Origin of the sequence: Yersinia sp. 2553 StPb PI, assembly GCF_052217105.1 — a bacterium.
Taxonomy (GTDB): Bacteria; Pseudomonadota; Gammaproteobacteria; order Enterobacterales; family Enterobacteriaceae; genus Yersinia; species Yersinia enterocolitica_E.
Genome location: NZ_JAZGPX010000002.1, coordinates 2,155,562 through 2,176,000, shown reverse-complemented (window position 1 = coordinate 2,176,000; position 20,439 = coordinate 2,155,562). Strand labels below are relative to the sequence as shown.

Genomic DNA, 20,439 nt, shown 5'->3' with positions numbered 1-20,439 from the left:
ATTGTTCGCCAATCTCGCCATTCAAAACATAAAATCCTCTCTCTTGCTCACAAACTACTATTTGTTTCTAAAATCTCTGCGAATCATTGATAGATGTCATAAACTCGCCGATGGACTTTGGGCAGAGTGCAGAGCCATTTAAGTATTTTAACGATAATAATGCTGAAGCAATATTTAGCAACACACAGCAACAGGCAAGATTCAGAGAGGGTATATGTTAGATCTTTTGATTGGGATAGTCGTGGCCGTAGGTGTAGGCCGTTATATTATTAAAGGCTATTCAGCAACAGGTGTGCTGATGGTCGGTGGTTTACTGCTATTAATTATCAGTGCCTTAATGGGCAAGAATGTATTACCTGCCAGTGCGACCTCAACCGGCTGGCGGGCGACGGACATTGTTGAATATGTCAAAATCTTGCTGATGAGCCGTGGTGGCGATCTTGGCATGATGATCATGATGCTATGTGGCTTTGCGGCTTATATGACCCATATCGGTGCCAATGATGTCGTGGTTAAGATTGCCTCTAAACCACTGCAAATGATCAATTCCCCATACTTACTGATGGTTGCGGCTTATCTTGTGGCCTGCTTGATGTCGTTGGCGGTATCATCGGCAACCGGGTTGGGCGTGTTACTGATGGCGACACTGTTCCCAGTGATGGTTAACGTCGGTATCAGTCGGGGTGCCGCAGCTGCAATCTGTGCATCACCGGCGGCAATTATTCTCGCGCCAACCTCAGGCGATGTGGTACTGGCAGCGAAAGCCTCTGAGATGCCATTAGTCGATTTTGCTTTTAAAACCACCTTACCTATCTCTATTGCCGCGATTGTCTGCATGGCTATCGCTCACTTCTTCTGGCAGCGCTATCTGGATAATAAAAGTCAGGAAAAGCATGAGATGATGGATGTTAATGACATCACCACCAATGCGCCGGGTTTCTACGCCATTTTACCCTTTACCCCGATTATCGGCGTGTTGATATTTGACGGTAAATGGGGGCCGGAACTGCATATTATTACGGTGTTGGTGATTTGCATGCTGATTGCCGCCGTCATTGAATTCTTACGCAGCTTCAGTGCTAAAACGGTATTTACCGGCCTTGAGGTGGCTTATCGTGGCATGGCCGATGCGTTTGCTACTGTAGTAATGCTTTTGGTTGCCGCCGGGGTATTTGCACAAGGGTTGAGTACCGTTGGTTTTATCAGTGGTCTGATTGGGCTAGCTCAATCTTTTGGTACCGGTGGCATTATTATGATGCTGGTACTGGTGGTGATTACGATGCTGGCGGCCATGACCACCGGGTCAGGCAATGCGCCGTTCTATGCGTTTGTTGAATTGATTCCAAAACTGGCAGCTCAGATGGGGATAAATCCAGCCTATCTGGTTATTCCGATGCTACAGGCTTCAAATTTGGGGCGTACTTTATCCCCGGTTTCAGGCGTGGTGGTTGCTGTTGCTGGTATGGCAAAAATTTCACCATTTGAAGTGGTGAAACGCACCTCGGTACCGGTTTTAGTCGGGTTGGTGGTGGTGATTGTTGCCACTGAGATTCTGGTGCCTGTGCACTTGTAATCACAATCTATCACGATAAAAAAGCCGGGCGAGTTTACCCGGCTTTTACGCCAAATCACGATGGTTTATTACACTTCATAATCTGGGTCAGGCACTTTCAGCGGTGTTATTTTTACCTTCAAGATACGATGGCTGCTGACTTCCAAGGGCTCAAATAGGTAGTCACCAATTTTCATCTGTTCACCGACCTGTGGGATGCGCTGGGTATACTCCATGATTAACCCGGCCAAGGTGTGATATTCACGTTTATCATCGATAGGTAGCGGCAGATAGAGCACCAAATCTTCCAGCGGCATATAGCCATTCGCAATCCAGCAACCATCCTCGGTTTGCTGAATATCATGACGGGCATCCAACTCTTCACCGGCCACGGGCAGATTACCAGCAATGGTTTCCATCACATCGGTCAGGGTAACCACCCCTTCGATGGAACCGAATTCATCCACGACAAAGGCAAAATGCGTCTGTGCCTGACGGAACTGCTCTAATGCCATCAACAGCGAAACCTGCTCGGGGAAAATCAACGGTTGGCGAATCAATGCGCGTAAGTCGAGCTTTTCATCTGCTAACTGTTGCCTTAATAAATCAATGACGTGAATAACGCCCAAGGGTTCATCTGTCGAACTATCTTCAGTAACCACAATTCGGGTATGCAAATTTTTTGTCAGCAACTGAGTCAGTTTCTCTGGCGGATCGTTAAGATCCAGATACTCAACATCATGCCGTGATGTCATGATGCTGCTCACGGTACGTTGCGCCAGCCCCAACACCCGTTCAATCATGCGGCGTTCCTGCTCATTGAACACCTCTTGGCCGACACTGGTATTATCAGCGATCAGGTTAGCAGTATGGTTATCCAGCTCGGCCTCTTCGTGTTTGCCACTTAGCATACGTAACACTGCTTCTGCGGTTCTTTCACGTAACGGTCTAACCGTTGACAAAAAGCGACGGCGATTGAATTGTGCGAATTGATTGAGCGATTCAATAATGACGGAGAAACCAATCGCAGCGTACAGATATCCTTTTGGAATATGGTAACCAAAGCCTTCAGCCACTAAGCTGAAACCGATCATCAGTAAGAAGCTCAGACAGAGTATGACAATGGTTGGATGCGCGTTGACAAAACGGGTTAATGGCTTACTGGCCAACAGCATCAAACCTATGGCAATACAGACCGCAGCCATCATGACCGCGAGGTGGTCTACCATACCGACGGCAGTAATAACCGAATCGAGCGAGAATATGGCATCCAGCACCACAATTTGTGCGACGACCGGCCAAAATCGTGCACCTTTGCGCTGCTGACCTTGATGCTGGTCCTTGCCTTCAAGCCGCTCGTTTAACTCCATGGTGGCTTTAAAGAGCAGGAATACCCCACCGACCAGCATGATTAAGTCACGGGCGCTGAACGGGTGGCCAGATAAGGTGACCAAGGGAGCCGTTAATGTGGCCAGCCATGAAATACTGGCTAACAGCACCAAACGCATCAACAGTGCGCACAGTAAACCGGTAACTCTGGCTTTATCTCGTTGATGACGTGGAAGCTTTTCTGCCAAAATGGCGATAAATATCAGGTTGTCAATGCCTAATACAATTTCGAGCACTACCAGCGTTGCCAGTCCTGCCCAAATAGTAGGATCTGCGATCCATTCCATATATCCAATTTCACCTTTGATTTCTACGGCTTATGCCGCCAAAGTGAATAATGGGCTTATACTTGGGAATTTTCAAATCTAAATATAAAAATTGGATGAGATTGAAAATAAAAAGTATGCTAGAGAACTGCCGTAAACTTACATCTAAATGGTTGAAGTGGATATATTATTATGGTATGCGCATTCTGGTGAACATATAAAAATCACAGATGTTTCCTAGTTAAAGTCAAAGTTAATGCTATATAATAGCCATAAAATAAAATGATTAATTGGGTGTGTTTTCCTTGCTAAAATCATGCATTCTGCAATGCAAGATATGCGTAAACTATGCTGTAAATGTGACCCAATAGCTATTGGTAGCTGAAAAGCCAAGGGCGGTAGCATTGTAAAAACTAATTATTTAATAGCATATTATTTAAAGTGAAATGGTTTTCATTCTCACTTGTTGTGGCGGTACCTCTTTAGTTCAAACTTTATGGTGATTAAGGATATATGATGTTACTTCCCGTGATTATGGCTGGCGGTACGGGCAGCCGCCTGTGGCCGATGTCAAGAGAACTCTATCCAAAGCAATTTTTACGCTTGCACGGGGTGAATTCGATGTTGCAGGAAACTGTAAATCGTTTAGAAGGGATTTCTGTCAGAGAACCGGTTGTCATTTGTAACGAAGAACACCGTTTCCTGGTCGCAGAGCAGTTGCGACAAATTAATAAACTTTCACATAATATAATATTAGAACCCGTTGGCCGCAACACTGCCCCTGCAATTGCTTTAGCCGCATTAAATGCTATCTCTCAAGGCGACGACCCGATAATGTTGGTGTTGGCTGCTGACCATATCATCAATAACTGTAATGCATACCACCAGGCTATTATCGGTGCGATTCCTTTTGCTAAAAAGGATTGCCTGGTAACATTCGGGATTGTTCCGACCGGCCCAGAAACGGGTTATGGTTATATTCAGCGTGGAGAATCGACAGTCAAAGAGGCTTTGGAAGCTTTTAGCGTCAAGCGGTTTGTTGAGAAACCTAATTTAGAAACTGCTGAACAATATATCAATTCTGGTGAATATTATTGGAATAGTGGCATGTTTATGTTTCGGGCCAAACGTTATATTCAAGAGTTAGAGAAATTTAGACCAGACATTCTTGATGCTTGTAAAGCTGCGATGAAGGATTCTGATTCAGACAAAGATTTCATCACTATAGATAAAGATCAGTTCAGTGCCTGCCCTGATGAGTCAATCGATTATGCGGTAATGGAGAAAACAAATAACGCCGTAGTGGTGCCGCTGGATGCGGGGTGGAGTGACGTTGGTTCTTGGTCCGCACTTTGGGATGTGAGTAACAAAGATAAATCAGGTAATGCCACTACAGGTGATACATTCCTGCATGATACACAGAATTGCTATATCAATACTGATGAGAAATTAGTTGCTGCAGTTGGTGTGGATAATTTAGTCATTGTCAGCACTAAAGATGCGGTGCTAGTGGTAGATAAATCTAAAGTACAAGACGTTAAAAAGATCGTTGAATATCTCAAGCAGACGAAACGTAGCGAGTATCGCCGTCACCGAGAAACTTATCGTCCTTGGGGGCGCTGCGATATTGTGGTTAATGAACAGCGTTTTAATGTTAACCGGATTACAGTTAAACCTGGTGGCGCGTTTTCCATGCAGATGCATCATCATCGGGCAGAGCACTGGATTGTGTTATCAGGAACAGCAAAAGTGACGATTGGCGACAAAACATTTTTAATTACTGAAAATCAATCGACATTCATCCCTATTGGTTCACTTCATATGTTGGAAAACCCCGGTAAGATCCCACTTGAGCTTATTGAAGTACAGTCAGGTTCTTATCTAGGCGATGACGATATTATTCGAGTTAAAGACCATTATGGCCGTTGCTGATTTAGAGGAAACAATGAATACCTTAACTTGTTTTAAAGCTTATGATATCCGTGGTCAATTAGGTCCAGAGTTGAATGAAGATATTGCTTACCGTATTGGTCGAGCTTTTGGTGAATATCTAAAACCAAAAACTATCGTTGTCGGTGGCGATGTTCGTTTAACTAGTGAATCATTGAAAATGGCATTGGCAGAAGGTTTGATGGATGCTGGTAGCGATGTATTAGATATTGGTTTAAGTGGAACAGAAGAAATCTATTTCGCCACATTTTATTTAGGTGTTGATGGTGGAGTCGAAGTAACAGCTAGCCATAATCCGATGAATTATAACGGTATGAAGTTAGTTAGAGAAAATGCTAAACCCATTAGCGGTGATACAGGGTTATGCGATATCCAAAAACTTGCTGAAGAAAATAACTTTACTGTACCAGTTCAAAGTAAAAGAGGGAGTTATAAGAAGGTATCGGTCCTTAATGAATATATTGATCATTTGATGGGCTATATTGACTTTAAAAACTTTACCAAGCCTTTGAAGTTAGTAGTAAATTCCGGTAATGGTGCGGCCGGACATGTTATTGATGAAATTGAAAAACGTTTTACTGCAGCTCATCTCCCTATAGAATTTGTAACAGTTCACCATCAGCCTGATGGTAATTTCCCCAATGGAATCCCTAATCCGCTGTTACCTGAATGTCGAGCGGACACTGCAAGAGCTGTTACCGAATCTGGTGCAGATATGGGCATAGCATTTGATGGCGATTTCGACCGCTGTTTCTTCTTCGATGAGAGTGGGCAATTTATTGAAGGTTATTATATTGTTGGTTTATTAGCTGAAGCTTTTTTGAAAAAAGAACCTGGTGCCAAGATTATTCATGATCCGCGTTTGACTTGGAATACTATAGATATAGTAGAAAAAGCTGGTGGCATTCCAATTATGTCAAAAACGGGACATGCCTTTATCAAAGAAAGAATGCGTAAAGAAGATGCAATATATGGTGGAGAAATGAGTGCCCACCACTATTTCCGAAATTTTGCATACTGTGATAGTGGTATGATTCCATGGTTGTTAGTTTCTGAATTGCTTTGCGTCAAAAATATGTCTTTGAGCCAATTTGTGGGTGAGCGAATGAAAGCATTCCCGGCCTCTGGTGAGATTAACCGTAAACTCACTGATGCTCACAAACGTATTGCTCAAATTAGAGCTATTTACGAACCTGATGCGACCAATATTGATTTAACCGATGGTGTCAATATTGAATACAGCGACTGGCGCTTTAATTTAAGAACGTCGAATACAGAGCCGGTTGTGCGCTTGAATGTTGAGTCTTTAGCTAATATTGAACTAATGAATGATAAGACTCAGGAAATTTTAGAATTACTAGGTAGGGAATAACAGTGAAAGAGATGTTATTGGCAATATATCGCTATCGAGGGTTTATTTTTGGCAGCGTAAAGCGTGATTTTCAATCGCGCTATCAGATGAGTATGCTGGGTATTTCTTGGTTAGTATTACAACCGTTATCCATGATTATCGTCTACACTGTCATTTTTTCTCAATTAATGCAAGCTAGGTTACCACAAACATCTGGATCCTTTTCATACAGTATATATTTGTGTTCAGGCATCTTAACCTGGGGGCTTTTTGCGGAGATTATATCTAGAAGTCAAAATGTATTTACCGATAATGCAAATTTATTAAAAAAATTAAACTTCCCTAGAATATGCTTACCAATTATTATTAGCATTTCATCACTACTTAATTTCATTATAATATTCACTATCTTTATTATATTTTTAATACTAAGTGGGAATTTTCCTGGAGTCGTTATTCTAGCAATGGTCCCTCTTCTTATACTACAGATAGTCTTTTCCATAGGTCTAGGAATGACCGTAGGTGTGATCAATGTTTTCTTCCGAGATGTTGGGCAATTTATTAGTATCTTACTCCAATTTTGGTTTTGGTTTACTCCAATAGTATATATGGTTGGAACACTACCCGAATGGGCGCAAAAATTAATTAGATGGAATCCAATGGCTGGACTGATTAATTCTTATCAGAACATTTTTGTTCATGGTCAATGGCCACAAGTGGGACCACTAAAATTAGTCATTGTATTATCTATTGTCTTTTGTTATCTAGGATTTAAGCTATTTAAAAAACACTCGGCAGACATGGTGGATGAACTATAATGAGTAGTATCATAGTAAATAATGTCGGAAAAGCTTATAAGCAATATCCGAATAAATTTAGTAGGTTTATCGAGTGGATCTCTATTCCGGCTAAAAAAAGACATACTGAAAAATGGATATTAAGAGATATAACCTTTACTATTAATCCTGGGGATTCTATAGGTATTATTGGCGTAAATGGTGCAGGGAAAAGTACGTTACTAAAGATGATCACTGGGACGACGACACCTACAACTGGCTCAATACACACTGAGGGAAGAGTTGCTGCGTTGCTCGAGCTAGGTATGGGCTTTCATCCCGATTTCACAGGACGGCAGAATGCGTATATGGCAGGGCAACTTTTAGGCTTCAGTCAAGAAGAGATCAGTGGCATTATGCCGGAGATTGAAAGCTTTGCCGCCGTGGGAGATTATTTTGATAAGCCAGTAAGAACTTATTCAAGTGGGATGCAGGCAAGAGTAGCATTCTCTGTTGCTACAGCCGTAAAACCTGATATTTTAATTGTCGATGAGGCATTAAGTGTCGGGGATTTGGCATTTCAAGCTAAATGTATGCAGCGAATGAATTCTTTATTAGCGGATAAAGTGACTATTCTTTTCGTAAGTCATTCATTAGCGCAAGTCAGACAATTTTGTAATAGAGCAATCTATATTGCTGATGGAAAGATTAAATCTATTGGTGATGCTGCGACTGTTTGTGATTTTTACCAAAATGATCTTGTTGAAAACAAATCTAGCAATAAAAATTCTAAAAATGTTGAGGTTAATTATACTGAGGTTGCAGCGAACGAGATTAAAGTCGATCCTAATCTACGGGCTAATTCATTACTTATAGACACAGGAACCAAGAGCCTAGAATTTATTAGTTTTGATATTCTAAACTCAGATGAGATTGAAAGTAATACTTTCTATGCCCAGGATGAGGTAGTATTTAAAGCTGTCATTCGTTGCAATGACGCTACCCCAGAAGGAGCCGTTATCGGATTATTAATCGGAGATAAGGCAGGTTTCCCTTTACTCAGCATGAATTCCAATTACTATAATAAGAGACTTCCATTAATGAATAAGGGTATGGTGTCTATTATAACTTGGCGATTTAAAATACCATTTTTTATGGGAGATTACAGAGTAGATATAGGTATAAAAGAGGACCCGTATTCCCCTAACTTTTATGATAGAGTTTTTTGTGCAAAGGTATTTACCGTGAATACCCCTAGTAATCTTTTAAAAAATAATTTTGGAGGGATACTTTATGTTCCAGCAGATGTTGAAATTTTTCAAAAATAATAAAGATACTACTAACGTAGATTATTCTCAGAATACTAGTGAAGTTAGCAATGTATCTGTTGAAGAATACTTAGATGAAACTAAAGATTATTCCCTTTATAGCGGTGAACGGCAGACCTCTAATACAATTGATGGTATTCGGCGTGATCATACGTCAAGATATGAGTTGGCTATAGAGATCATAAGACAGAAAAAACACATCATCATAAATGCGGCAGATATTTTTTGCGGGAATGGATATGGTATTTTTATGTTATCTTCTGAATTCGAACAGGCCAATTTTATTGGCCTTGATGGTTCTTCTGAAGCGATCTTAGAAGCTAATAAAAATTACGTTAAAGAAAATAATATTTTCGCGAATAAACTTTTTCCATTCACATTGCCCGTCAATGTATTTGATGTAATAACCTGCTTTGAGTCACTTGAGCACGTAGATAAAGATGAACAACTTTTTGACGAAATCAAAAAATCATGTAAAAAAGATGGATTGATTATAGTTTCTGTACCCAATCAGGAGAAACACAGTTTAGATCTGAATCCACATAAATTTCATTTTAGACATTACACTCATTTAGATTTTTTATCTAAATTCAGCGATGGTTTAGAATTGCTAACATGGTATGGCCAAGATGTTTATCAATTTGATGAGCATGGAATCAATACACATCAATTGTTGAATGAAAATGCAATGTTGCCTGTTGAAAAGGTTCAAGGCCAGGTAAATATATATGTATTCCAAAAAAGATAATAAATATATATTCTTTTGGTTACCTTATGATGTGAAATATACGCATAAAACTTTTTTAACTAGCTTATATTTAGCACTAGATAGGTTTCCAATCAAAAATGCTATTCATATAGGCCAAAAAAAAATTTTCGAACCTCCATCTGCTGATATACCTGATAATTGGTTAGCATCTTATGATGCTAACATCCCCACAGAAGATTTATTAACATCGATTGATAAAGTTTTAATCAATCCTGAAATATTTGATGAATTGGAGAAAAAATACAAATCAAAAAATATTGTTTGGGGAAAGTTATTAACTGAGCGGTATTTACCTCTTGAGATTTTACTAAATGACATTTTTAATGATTTAGTATCAAAGTATGAAATTTCTGCCATTGTGCTGTGGTGTAATATTCCTAGTGTTGCTTATATTGCTGAGCAGATGAAAATAAAAGTTATACACAATGAGATGGGGCCTCTGCGAGCACCTAATTATGTAGGAACTTGCTATTTTGATTTCAGCGGCGTGAATGGCAATACAGAAGCTAGTAAAAGGTTTACTTCTTTTAGCAAAGAAAAAGATTTTATTGAGATTACTCAGTTTGATAGAAATTACTTATTAAATTTACTTAAAATAGAAGGGCAAGAAAAAGAAAGATTGATTGAAGAAGTATATGATATTGGTGTTCCATTACAAGTAGAAGATGATTCAAATATTATTGCATTTTCAAATGGATTCTCTAATTTTGAGTTGATAAATTATTGTCGCTCTTTATCAAATGATATTTTGATTCGTAAACATCCTTCTGGATATATAAATTACTCTGAGATAACTGCAAATAGTGAGGTGTTAACTCCCCAAGATTTTATAGATAAATGTCGGAATATAGTGACTATAAATTCTAGTGTTGGTCTCGAAGCTATTTTATATGGAAAAAAGACAATAATCTTAGGTGATTCCCCATTCAAGTTATTAAGTGAATGTACGGATAGAGAATATGCTGGTAAATTTCTTGATTTTACTGTTCTAAATTATTTAATTCCATTAGAGTTTCTATATGATAAAAATTATTATGACTGGAGACTCTCAAATCCTAGTGAAAAGGAAATCCGCAATTTTCATCTTAACTATTATTTAGAAAAACTTATGGAGAGGAAAATGCTTTTTAATGAACTTAGAAAGGAAATTAGTGAGTTCACTAGTAAGCTTAATGAACTTAACCAAGAAGTTTGTGAGCTAAATAATAAAGTCAATGAAATTAAGGATGAATTAGATTGCTATAAAAGGGATAGCTCGCGAGAGGAAATTAATATAATAAAATTTTGTAAGAATATGATATCACTGATAGTCAAGCCTATAAAATATTTTATTAATTCAGTCAGAAGTAAAAAAACAAAGGAATGAAGTCATATATCTATAACAAAATGGTTCTTTTTTTTTGAAATGAGTATCCTCATTAAAATAAGTTATTATTTGAAGGTAAATATGAAAAGTAAGGTGCTTTTGTTAAGTACATATCCGTTAGTCAAACCACGGCATGGGGGGCAAATAAGATTAGCTAATATTAAAAAGGTATATGAAAGTAATGGTTTTGACATAATAAATTTTGCTTTATACGAGCCTGAAAACTATCCTAAAAGTGATGTTGATTCTCATGATCTACCTTTTGATTTTAATTCACCTTATAGGAAATTTGATGGAAAATTAGTTCCACTTATTACTGACCTTCAATGTGGCGAATATGTATCTAAAGATAGGGATTTTTTTGATAAACTGATAAAAATAATACCTAAAGATATTGATGTTATACATGTTGAGCAGCCTTGGTTATGGCCTTTGACTGAGCGATTAATTAGTGAATTTTTTGTTAGAAGGCCTATATTAATATATGGTTCACAAAATATTGAATGGATACTTAAAAAAGATATTTTAGAAAGTTATTCAATCATCGAAGCTGAATCTATTATCCAAAAAATAAAAGAATTAGAAATTAGTGCAGCTCAACAAGCTGATATTGTATGTGCTGTAACAGAAAGTGATTCAGATGTATTATCTACTTATGGTGCACAGAATGTAATTCTTGCCAGAAATGGAATTTCAAAATGGACAGCGGCAAAGGATCGACTAGATTATTGGCGAAGTCAATTACCAATGGTCCCTTGGATTTTGTATGTGGCTAGCGGACACCCCCCTAACTTTACGGGTTTTAAAGCCTGTATCGGTGATTCTTTAGCTTGTATACCTCCAGACTCCAAACTTGTCGTTGTTGGCAGTGTGTGCGAAAGTCTTTACGGTCAATTAGTTGATACTGATTACAATAGTATAAATAAAAGTAGGCTTCAGTTACTTTATATGCTCTCAGATGAAGATTTGGCTGCAGTAAAGGAACTTGCAACGGCTTTTCTTTTGCCAATTCCACATGGTGGTGGATCTAATATCAAAACTGCAGAAGCAATTTTTTCGAAAAAATATGTTATTGCCACTGAAACAGCATTAAGAGGCTATGAACGTTATAAAGATCTTGATAAAATAAAAATTTGTCATAATAGTCAGGATTTTACTTCATCTATCAGGTCTATCTTAAACGATAAATCGCAATGCACTACAACTGAAGAGCCGAATAACCTAGATGATTTACTTTGGGAACATTGCCTTCAGATTATTCCACAAACTGTAAAAAAAGTAATTGAGGGAAAATAAATGTCATCTATCTGGATGGACGTTACTACTATTAGTAAATGGAATCGTCCTGCTGTTGGAATAATTAGAGTCGAAGCTGAATGTGCAAAATATGCTATTGGACAAACTGATGATGATATAAAATTCTGTGTATATGATCCTCTCGTCGGGTATTATGAAGTTAGTCGGGATACTGTAAACTCCTATTTTGCTAATTTTTCTAAATATCAAAAAAAATCAATATTAATTGACGATGCATCTAAAATAGGATTTGAACAGAGGCTAAAGACTTTGTTTTTGAAGTATAACTCCAAACTACCTCGTTCTATTTCATCTTCTTTACATTCGTTTCTTGTCAGAAAAAAAAGTGCTTTTGGATATTTTCTTGGTAGTGCAAGGCACCTGAAGGCTGGTCTAAAAGAACTCTTCGCTAAACATGAAAAAAATTCTTCTCATGTAAAAGCTAAAGCCAATAAATTAGAAAGGGATTCTCCTTTTGCAGCGAATGATATTTATTTATCCTTAGGACTGGATTGGGATCAGAAAGACTTAACCTATTTATATTCTCTTAAAAAAGAGTTTTCTTTAAACGTTATATTATTTTGCTATGACGTAATTCCAGTGAAACTGCCTCACCTTTGTGTCGGTAATGTTTCAGCTGCCTTTAGGCATTATTTTTCAAATGTGGCGTGGTGTGCTGATAAAATATTATGTATCTCAGACTGTTCCAGAAAAGATCTCCGTGAACTTTTAGTTGAAATGGGTACACCAATTCCTGAATTAAATGTTATACAATTGGGATGTGATTTCCCTAATTTGAAAAATAATGAAGTAGTGGAATTACCAGCTGATCTTAAACATAGTGAATATATTCTTTTTGTGTCAACAGTTGAAAGAAGAAAAAATCATGAAGTTTTATATAAGGCATATATCAATCTAATAGAGGAAAAGTGTGAGAATTTACCTATACTCGTATTTGTAGGTATGCCCGGTTGGGGAGTTCATGATTTTCTTCAAGATATTGCTCTTGACCCTAGAGTAAAAGATAAAATTAAAATTTTCAATAATATTGAAGATAGCATGCTCTCACTTTTGTATAGAAACAGCCTCTTCAGTGTATATCCGTCGTTGTATGAAGGCTGGGGACTACCTGTATCTGAAAGTCTAGCATATGGAAAATTTTGCTTAGCTTCAAATGCAGCCTCTATACCAGAAGCTGGAGGAGACTTTATTGAGTATATATCTCCTTGGGATGTTGTTGGTTGGACTGAAGCGCTTAAGAAGTATATTTATAACAAAGAATTACTTGTGGATAAAGAGTACAGTATAAGGAATTATTATAAAGTTAACTCTTGGAGTTTATCTGCCGAGACTATTTTTGAACAAGTAAAAGCTATTAATAAATAAAACAGAGGTTAGAATGAAAACTGCAGTAATTACCGGTATTACAGGTCAAGATGGTGCATATCTGGCTGAATTGTTACTTGAAAAAGGCTATAAAGTTTATGGCACTTATCGCCGTACCAGTTCTGTAAACTTCTGGCGTATTGAAGAATTAGGTATCGACAAACATCCTAATCTCCATTTAGTCGAATATGACCTCACTGATCTTTCTGCTAGCATCCGTTTGTTGCAATCAACACAAGCAACGGAAGTTTATAACCTTGCTGCTCAAAGTTTTGTTGGTGTTTCTTTCGATCAACCTGTAACAACGGCGGAAATTACAGGTATTGGTCCACTGAACTTATTAGAAGCCATTCGTATTGTTAATACTAAAATTCGTTTTTATCAGGCATCTACTTCTGAAATGTTCGGAAAAGTTCAAGCTATACCACAAATCGAAGAGACTCCATTCTATCCACGTAGTCCTTATGGTGTAGCTAAGTTATACGCGCACTGGATGACAATCAACTATCGCGAGAGTTACGGTATTTTTGGTTGTAGTGGTATTCTCTTTAATCATGAGTCTCCTCTGCGTGGACGTGAGTTTGTTACCCGTAAAATTACAGATTCAGTCGCAAAAATTAAATTAGGTAAACTGGATATTCTTGAATTAGGGAATATGGATGCCAAACGTGACTGGGGTTTTGCAAAAGAATATGTAGAAGGCATGTGGCGTATGCTGCAAGCAGATGTTCCTGATACTTTTGTTCTGGCGACCAACCGTACCGAGACTGTACGTGATTTCGTATCTATGGCATTTAAAGCTGCAGGTTTCAATTTGCGATTTGAGGGTAAAGATGACAATGAAGTTGGGATCGACATTGAAACAGGAAATACTTTAGTTAAAGTTAATCCGAAGTTCTACCGCCCTGCTGAAGTTGAATTGTTAATTGGTAACCCTCAAAAAGCCAAGGATATACTTGGTTGGGAGCCTAAAACTACATTAGAAGAACTTTGCCAGATGATGGTGGAAGAAGATCTCCGTCGTAATCAACAAGGTTTCTCATTCTGATGGTAATGAATGGCAAACGTGCCCTGATCACCGGTATTCAGGGATTTACGGGCCATTATATGGCAGCGGAGTTATCCGCTGCCGGCTACCGGGTATTTGGTTTAGGTTCACAGCCTTCAAATGAGCCTGATTATTTTCAAGTGGATTTACTTGATGCTAACGGGCTTACTTCTATTATTGAGCAGGTGAGACCGGATCTTGTTATTCACCTTGCTGCAATTGCATTTGTCGGGCACGGAGATCCTGGCGCTTTTTATGATGTCAATGTTGTTGGTACCAGGAATTTATTGGCCGCATTGAGTAGTGTTGCCGATACTATAGACGCAGTTTTGCTTGCCAGCAGTGCTAATGTTTATGGTAACACCCAAGCTGGTATGTTGAGTGAAACAGCTGTGGTGAATCCTGCTAATGATTATGCCGTCAGCAAGTTAGCCATGGAATATATGGCTAAATTATGGTCTGAAAAATTACCGATTATCATTGTTCGTCCCTTTAACTATACCGGTGTTGGGCAATCAAATAATTTCTTATTGCCTAAAATAGTTTCTCACTTCAAACGTAAAGCCGACGAAATAGAGTTAGGCAATTTAGACGTATGGCGTGACTTTACGGATGTTAGAGCATTAGTAAAAGCATATTTAGGCCTACTAACAGCCAAACCTATTGGCGAGATTGTTAACGTCTGCTCTGGTAGAACCTATTCATTACGTGAAGTAATTAGCATATGCGAAGAAATAACCTCACACAGTCTATCAATTCGCGTTAATCCAGCTTTTATTCGTGCTAATGAAGTAAAAACGTTATGCGGTGATGCGAGCAAATTACAAAGTATTGTTGATGGATGGAATACGCCGCCATTAGAGCAAACACTACGTTGGATGCTGGAAAGAAAATAATGAGAGTGGTTTTTTCTATTGACTCTATTAAATACCCACTGACGGGTATTGGCCGCTACACATATGAGTTAGCCCGAGAGCTGCAAAACAATGACGATATCTCAGATCTGTTGTTTTTACAGGGTAGAAAAATATCTCGGGATTTGCCTGCTGTTAAGGCTGAGTCGAGTGCTACTTCAGGGTTAAAAACTGCGGTAAAAAATAGTGCAATTGCGAGTGAGTTGTATCGGCTTTCTGCTCCGTGGCTAAAAAGTTTGGCATTAAAACCTTACCAGGGTTTTATTTACCATAGCACCAATTTTTATTTACCCCCGCGAGTTGATAATGCTGTCTCAACTTTCCATGATCTTTCGATTTTTAAATGGCCACAGTGCCATCCAGAAAATCGTGTACGATATATGCAAAAAGAATTATTACTCACGATAAAAAGGGCGAAAGTCTTAATTACTGACTCTGAATTTACTCGTAAAGAGTTAGCCGAGTATTTTGATTACCCTATTGAAAAAATAGTTTCAGCGCCGTTAGCCAGTAGTGGTGAATTTTATCCACGAGAGTATGTGTCTCTGCAAAATTTAATGACCCGATTGAACTTGGTTGCAGGACAATACACATTATTTACCGGTACTATCGAACCAAGAAAAAATATTGCAACCTTACTTGATGTTTATGAACGCATGCCTTTGGATCTTCGCTCTCGGTATCCCTTGGTAATATGTGGCTTCTCTGGATGGAACAGTGAGTCATTACATCGCCGTTTTGAATTAGCCACACAACAAGGCTGGTTACTATACCTTGGTTATTTAAGTTCGGATGATCTTCCTTTGCTTTTTTCTGGTGCAAGGACATTTCTATTTCCTTCATTATATGAGGGGTTTGGCTTACCCGTTCTTGAGGCTATGGCATCAGGTATCCCTGTCGTTTGTTCAAATGCGGCATCATTGCCTGAGGTCATAGGTGAGTCGGGTCTAATGTGCGATGCCTTGGATGTTGAGGGGCTGACTACCGCTATCGTTAAAAGTCTGCAGGATGAAGGATGGCGAAATAAGGCGATAGCAGCAGGGCTCGCCAGAGCTAGTACATTCTCCTGGAAACGGTGCACTCAGGAAACAATTAAAGCCTATAAGCAGGTATAATAATATAATGCTAAAAGTACTGCATTTTTATAAAACATATTACCCAGATTCTTTCGGCGGTATTGAACAGGTTATTTTTCAATTATGTGAAGGTGGAGCGAGTAAAGGTATTGATTCTACAGTGCTTTCTTTAAGTAAACGAGGTGGTATTATAAATAAAAAAATAGGAACACATACCGTATATTGTTCACCTGTAAATTTTGAAGCGGCCTCAACTCCTTTTTCTTTTCAAGCGATTAAAGATTTCAAAAAATTGGCGCAGCAGGCTGACATTATTCATTATCATTTTCCGTTTCCTTTTATGGATATGGTTCACTTTATATCTGGTATTAATAAACCAACGGTTGTTAGTTATCATTCTGATATTGTTAAGCAAAAAAATATTTTAAAGATATATACACCATTGATGAATCTATTTCTTGGTAGTGTTTCCCGGATTGTTGCTGCATCGCCAAATTATGTTGCCACAAGTGTAACTTTAAAGAAATTCTCTCGAAAAGTAAGTGTGATACCTTACGGTTTAGATGAGGATTCATATCCAACGCCACTCTCTGAACGCATTGATTTCTGGAAAAATAAATTCGGAACACGTTTTTTTCTGTTTATTGGTGCCTTTCGTTATTATAAAGGTCTTCACATTCTAATCGAAGCAGCTAAAAATTCATCTTATCCGATTGTGATTGTCGGAGCTGGCCCAATTGAATCAGAGTTAAAAAAACAGGCGGAAAAATTAGATATACATAATATCTATTTTCTTGGTGCCGTATCTGACGAAGATAAAGCTTCATTACTATCACTTTGTTATGCCGTAGTCTTTCCATCACATTTGCGTTCTGAGGCTTTTGGTATCACCTTATTAGAGGGCGCGATGTATGGTAAGCCTCTAATTTCGAGTGAGATTGGTACAGGTACGACATTTATAAATATTGATCAACAGACTGGATTAGTTGTTCCCCCATCGGATCCTGTCGCGTTGAGAACTGCGATGGATCAGTTATGGGATGATATTGAGTTATCAGAAAAGTTTGGCCGAAATGCCCGAAATCGCTATTTAGAAAATTTTACCTCCGAGAAAATGGTTTCGAGTTATATAGACTTATATAATGAAATTATCGATAAGTAAGCATTATTGCTAGAAAGTCTAAGACATTATTACTATTTTGATTTGGCTAAGATATTAATCTATAACTTGTTGAAATTATTATTGCTACATTTAAGAATGTAATCAAAGACGTTCTGATGTAAGCTTGTACAAAGTTAAAGGAATAATGAGTAATCATAGATTATTTGACTAATTATTATAGAGTTAATCCTGTAAGTTTTGCTGTCCAAAGTTGAAGAGGTCATAGTAATGAAGTGTTTAAAAGCGGTCATTCCTGTTGCCGGGCTTGGTACCCGAATGCTGCCAGCGACTAAAGCGATCCCAAAGGAAATGCTGCCGGTGGTGGATAAGCCTCTGATCCAATATATCGTTAATGAATGTGTGGCCGCCGGAGTAAAAGAGATAGTGCTGGTCAGCCATTCCTCTAAAAATGCGATAGAAAACCATTTTGATACATCATTTGAGCTGGAAGCTGCACTGGAATCACGTGTTAAGCGGCAGCTATTGCAAGAGATTAAAAATATCTGCCCGCCGGATGTCACTATCATGCAAGTGCGCCAAGGCCATGCCAAGGGCTTGGGGCATGCGGTATTGTGTGCCCAACCGATGGTGGGTGATAACCCATTTATTGTGCTGCTACCAGACGTTTTACTTGATGATTCAACAGCAGATTTATCTAAAGAAAATCTTGCTAGTATGATTAAGCGCTTTGAAGAGACCGGGCGTAGCCAGATCATGGTGGAGCCGGTGCCTAAAGCTGATGTTTCCAAGTACGGTATTGCTGATTGTGATCATGTAGCTTTGTCTCCGGGTGAAAGTACCCTAATGACGGCAGTGGTAGAGAAGCCCTCACTTGCTGATGCGCCTTCTAATCTTGCCGTGGTTGGGCGTTATGTATTGTCAAAAGACATTTGGCCGCTGTTGAAGAAAACGCCACGCGGGGCGGGTGATGAAATTCAGCTTACTGATGCCATTGCGATGTTAATGGAGCAAGAGGATGTAGAGGCTTTTCATATGACCGGTAAATCGCACGACTGCGGGGACAAATTGGGTTATATGAAAGCCTTCGTCACTTATGGCGTGCGCCATAACACCGAGGGCGAGAGCTTTACCGCCTGGCTGAAACAGCAAATTGACTAACTTCAGCTTAGCGGCTGAGTAGGAATAGATTTTAAATTCGCTTCAAGAAATCAGTAGGTTAATTATGACCAAATTGAAAGCAGTGATCCCAGTTGCCGGTTTAGGTATGCGAATGCTTCCCGCGACTAAAGCCATTCCAAAAGAAATGCTGCCTATTGTCGATAAACCATTGATCCAATATGTGGTGAACGAATGTGTTGCTGCTGGTATTAAAGAAATCATTCTGATAACCCATTCTTCGAAAAATGCGGTAGAAAACCATTTCGATACGTCTTATGAGCTGGAAGCCATGCTGGAAGCGCGTGTGAAACGTCAGCTATTGGATGAGGTACAATCTATCTGTCCACCGGGTGTGACTATCATGCATATCCGTCAAGGGCATCCTGAAGGTTTGGGGCATGCGGTGTTATGTGCCAAACCGCTAGTGGGTGACTCACCCTTTGCAGTATTGTTGCCGGATGTCTTGATTGATGACGCCAAGTCGGATTTAACCCGTGATAATTTGGCTCAGTTAGTTAAACGATTTGAAGAATCTGGTACCAGCCAGGTATTGGTGCATGCCGTAGAACCTGAAGCATTATCCAACTACTCGGTTATCTCCTGTGAAGTGTCAGATTTAGCACCTGGTGAAAGTAGCCGGATTAACGCGATGGTTGAGAAACCGCAAAGCCCGGCTGACCTCAAATCCAATCTGTCGGCTGTAGGGCGTTATGTTTTGTCTGCTGATATTTGGCCAATGCTGGAAAAAACCAAGCCTGGTGCTTGGGGTCGTATCCAACTGACTGATGCTATTGATGCATTAGCCGCTGAGAAACAGGTAGATGCCGTCGCTTTAACCGGTCAATCCTATAACTGTGGTGAGAAGCTCGGATATATGCAGGCTTATGTCGCCTACGGTCTGCGCCATCCAAAGCAAGGTGCAGAATTTAAAGCCTGGTTGAAAGAGTTTATGGGTAGCTAGGTTCGGTATCATTGAATGATAATCGAGTAGTCATTGGAAACTGTCTAGTTTAAACATCTTTGAGTATGCTACCTTCTGCAGTCAAAATATTTTTTATCGACACTAATCAATATTTATATTTGGTTGGTGTTTATGACATTATTTATAGCCTTTGAGTTACTTTGAGAAGTTGAAAATATAGAAATAAATCAGTTAAAATATCTATTTAGTTATATTCTGCAAAAGAAGTATTTTGGCTATTGAAGTCGTATTGTTAAATTTATCTAAGTAGTGATGGATGATTAAAATTTTTATTTATGGCAATATTTTAATTAAAATATTAAATTTACACATAAGAAAATTACGATATGATTTTTACCAAGCAATTTTTTATCTATATATCAATTGGTGTCATTTCGGCCTTGGTTGATATAGTAATGCTAAAAATTTCTATGTATTATTACAGCGGTATAATGGAATCAACGCTGATTGGTTATATATCAGGCTTGATAGTTAACTATATACTGCATAGCATTTTTACTTTTAAGACATCAATGGCTATTTCAAAGATTTTGAAATACCTTGTAGTTGTTTTCGTTAACTATTGGATAACAGTGTTTATTATATTTATTTCAGTTTTTTATTTTAGTGATGTTATATATGGAAAAATAATCTCCTTACCTATAATCGCTTTCATTGGTTATATCACAAGTAAGAGATGGATATATGTGTAGTGATCCGAAATTGCATC

17 protein-coding genes are annotated in these 20,439 nt (G+C 38.6%); 16 read left to right on the top strand and 1 reads right to left on the bottom strand.

Annotated elements, in window-relative coordinates; translation table 11 throughout:
- Nucleotides 1-214 precede the first annotated feature (214 nt).
- Complete coding sequence (gene dcuC / locus V2A84_RS11515) at nucleotides 215-1,573, top strand: anaerobic C4-dicarboxylate transporter DcuC (RefSeq protein ID WP_005187706.1); 1,359 nt, start codon at nucleotides 215-217, stop codon at nucleotides 1,571-1,573.
- Between the two features lie 68 nt (nucleotides 1,574-1,641).
- Here dcuC and V2A84_RS11510 read toward each other — a convergent pair whose 3' ends face one another.
- Nucleotides 1,642-3,228, bottom strand: a complete 1,587-nt coding sequence (locus tag V2A84_RS11510; RefSeq protein ID WP_083159351.1) for a TerC family protein — start codon at nucleotides 3,226-3,228, stop codon at nucleotides 1,642-1,644.
- 495 nt (nucleotides 3,229-3,723) lie between these two features.
- Here V2A84_RS11510 and V2A84_RS11505 point away from each other — a divergent pair, with 495 nt between their 5' ends.
- The 15 genes from V2A84_RS11505 to V2A84_RS11435 all read left to right on the top strand — a co-directional run bounded on the left by V2A84_RS11505 (nucleotide 3,724) and on the right by V2A84_RS11435 (nucleotide 20,422).
- Nucleotides 3,724-5,139: a mannose-1-phosphate guanylyltransferase/mannose-6-phosphate isomerase gene (locus V2A84_RS11505; protein WP_083159350.1), complete on the top strand. Its 1,416-nt coding sequence runs from the start codon at nucleotides 3,724-3,726 to the stop codon at nucleotides 5,137-5,139.
- A 13-nt stretch (nucleotides 5,140-5,152) separates the two neighbouring features.
- Nucleotides 5,153-6,529 carry a phosphomannomutase CpsG gene (gene cpsG / locus V2A84_RS11500; RefSeq protein WP_083163773.1) on the top strand — a complete coding sequence of 459 codons (1,377 nt, stop codon included), beginning with the start codon at nucleotides 5,153-5,155 and terminating at the stop codon, nucleotides 6,527-6,529.
- A gap of 11 nt (nucleotides 6,530-6,540) precedes the next feature.
- Nucleotides 6,541-7,326, top strand: coding sequence for an ABC transporter permease (locus V2A84_RS11495; RefSeq protein WP_083163770.1), 786 nt, complete (start codon nucleotides 6,541-6,543; stop codon nucleotides 7,324-7,326).
- The gene (locus V2A84_RS11490; RefSeq protein ID WP_442847967.1) at nucleotides 7,326-8,612 is read left to right on the top strand and encodes an ABC transporter ATP-binding protein; all 1,287 of its coding nucleotides are present in this window, start codon (nucleotides 7,326-7,328) and stop codon (nucleotides 8,610-8,612) included. The genes V2A84_RS11495 and V2A84_RS11490 overlap by 1 nt, the downstream gene beginning before the upstream one ends.
- Nucleotides 8,578-9,360 (top strand): class I SAM-dependent methyltransferase, encoded by a 783-nt coding sequence (locus V2A84_RS11485; RefSeq protein WP_083159348.1) that lies wholly within the window; start codon nucleotides 8,578-8,580, stop codon nucleotides 9,358-9,360. Before V2A84_RS11490 ends, V2A84_RS11485 begins: the two co-directional genes overlap by 35 nt.
- Nucleotides 9,341-10,747 carry a GT99 family glycosyltransferase N-terminal domain-containing protein gene (locus V2A84_RS11480; RefSeq protein WP_083159347.1) on the top strand — a complete coding sequence of 469 codons (1,407 nt, stop codon included), beginning with the start codon at nucleotides 9,341-9,343 and terminating at the stop codon, nucleotides 10,745-10,747. Before V2A84_RS11485 ends, V2A84_RS11480 begins: the two co-directional genes overlap by 20 nt.
- An 81-nt stretch (nucleotides 10,748-10,828) precedes the next feature.
- Nucleotides 10,829-12,043: a glycosyltransferase family 1 protein gene (locus V2A84_RS11475; RefSeq protein ID WP_083159346.1), complete on the top strand. Its 1,215-nt coding sequence runs from the start codon at nucleotides 10,829-10,831 to the stop codon at nucleotides 12,041-12,043.
- The gene (locus V2A84_RS11470) at nucleotides 12,044-13,429 is read left to right on the top strand and encodes a glycosyltransferase family 4 protein (protein ID WP_083159345.1); all 1,386 of its coding nucleotides are present in this window, start codon (nucleotides 12,044-12,046) and stop codon (nucleotides 13,427-13,429) included.
- A gap of 13 nt (nucleotides 13,430-13,442) precedes the next feature.
- Nucleotides 13,443-14,477: a GDP-mannose 4,6-dehydratase gene (gene gmd / locus V2A84_RS11465; RefSeq protein ID WP_083159344.1), complete on the top strand. Its 1,035-nt coding sequence runs from the start codon at nucleotides 13,443-13,445 to the stop codon at nucleotides 14,475-14,477.
- 5 nt (nucleotides 14,478-14,482) lie between these two features.
- The gene (locus V2A84_RS11460; RefSeq protein WP_442848348.1) at nucleotides 14,483-15,373 is read left to right on the top strand and encodes a GDP-mannose 4,6-dehydratase; all 891 of its coding nucleotides are present in this window, start codon (nucleotides 14,483-14,485) and stop codon (nucleotides 15,371-15,373) included.
- A complete protein-coding gene (locus tag V2A84_RS11455) occupies nucleotides 15,373-16,506 on the top strand; it encodes a glycosyltransferase family 4 protein (RefSeq protein WP_083159342.1) in 1,134 nt (377 codons plus the stop codon). Before V2A84_RS11460 ends, V2A84_RS11455 begins: the two co-directional genes overlap by 1 nt.
- Before the next feature lie 7 nt (nucleotides 16,507-16,513).
- Complete coding sequence (locus V2A84_RS11450; protein ID WP_083159341.1) at nucleotides 16,514-17,629, top strand: glycosyltransferase family 4 protein; 1,116 nt, start codon at nucleotides 16,514-16,516, stop codon at nucleotides 17,627-17,629.
- Between the two features lie 228 nt (nucleotides 17,630-17,857).
- The gene (gene galU, locus V2A84_RS11445) at nucleotides 17,858-18,748 is read left to right on the top strand and encodes a UTP--glucose-1-phosphate uridylyltransferase GalU (RefSeq protein ID WP_083159340.1); all 891 of its coding nucleotides are present in this window, start codon (nucleotides 17,858-17,860) and stop codon (nucleotides 18,746-18,748) included.
- Between the two features lie 64 nt (nucleotides 18,749-18,812).
- Entirely contained in the window at nucleotides 18,813-19,709 is an 897-nt protein-coding gene (gene galU, locus V2A84_RS11440; protein WP_083159339.1) for a UTP--glucose-1-phosphate uridylyltransferase GalU, read from the top strand.
- Nucleotides 19,710-20,056: 347 nt separating this feature from the next.
- The gene (locus tag V2A84_RS11435) at nucleotides 20,057-20,422 is read left to right on the top strand and encodes a GtrA family protein (RefSeq protein ID WP_083159338.1); all 366 of its coding nucleotides are present in this window, start codon (nucleotides 20,057-20,059) and stop codon (nucleotides 20,420-20,422) included.
- The last annotated feature ends 17 nt before the right edge of the window (nucleotides 20,423-20,439 follow it).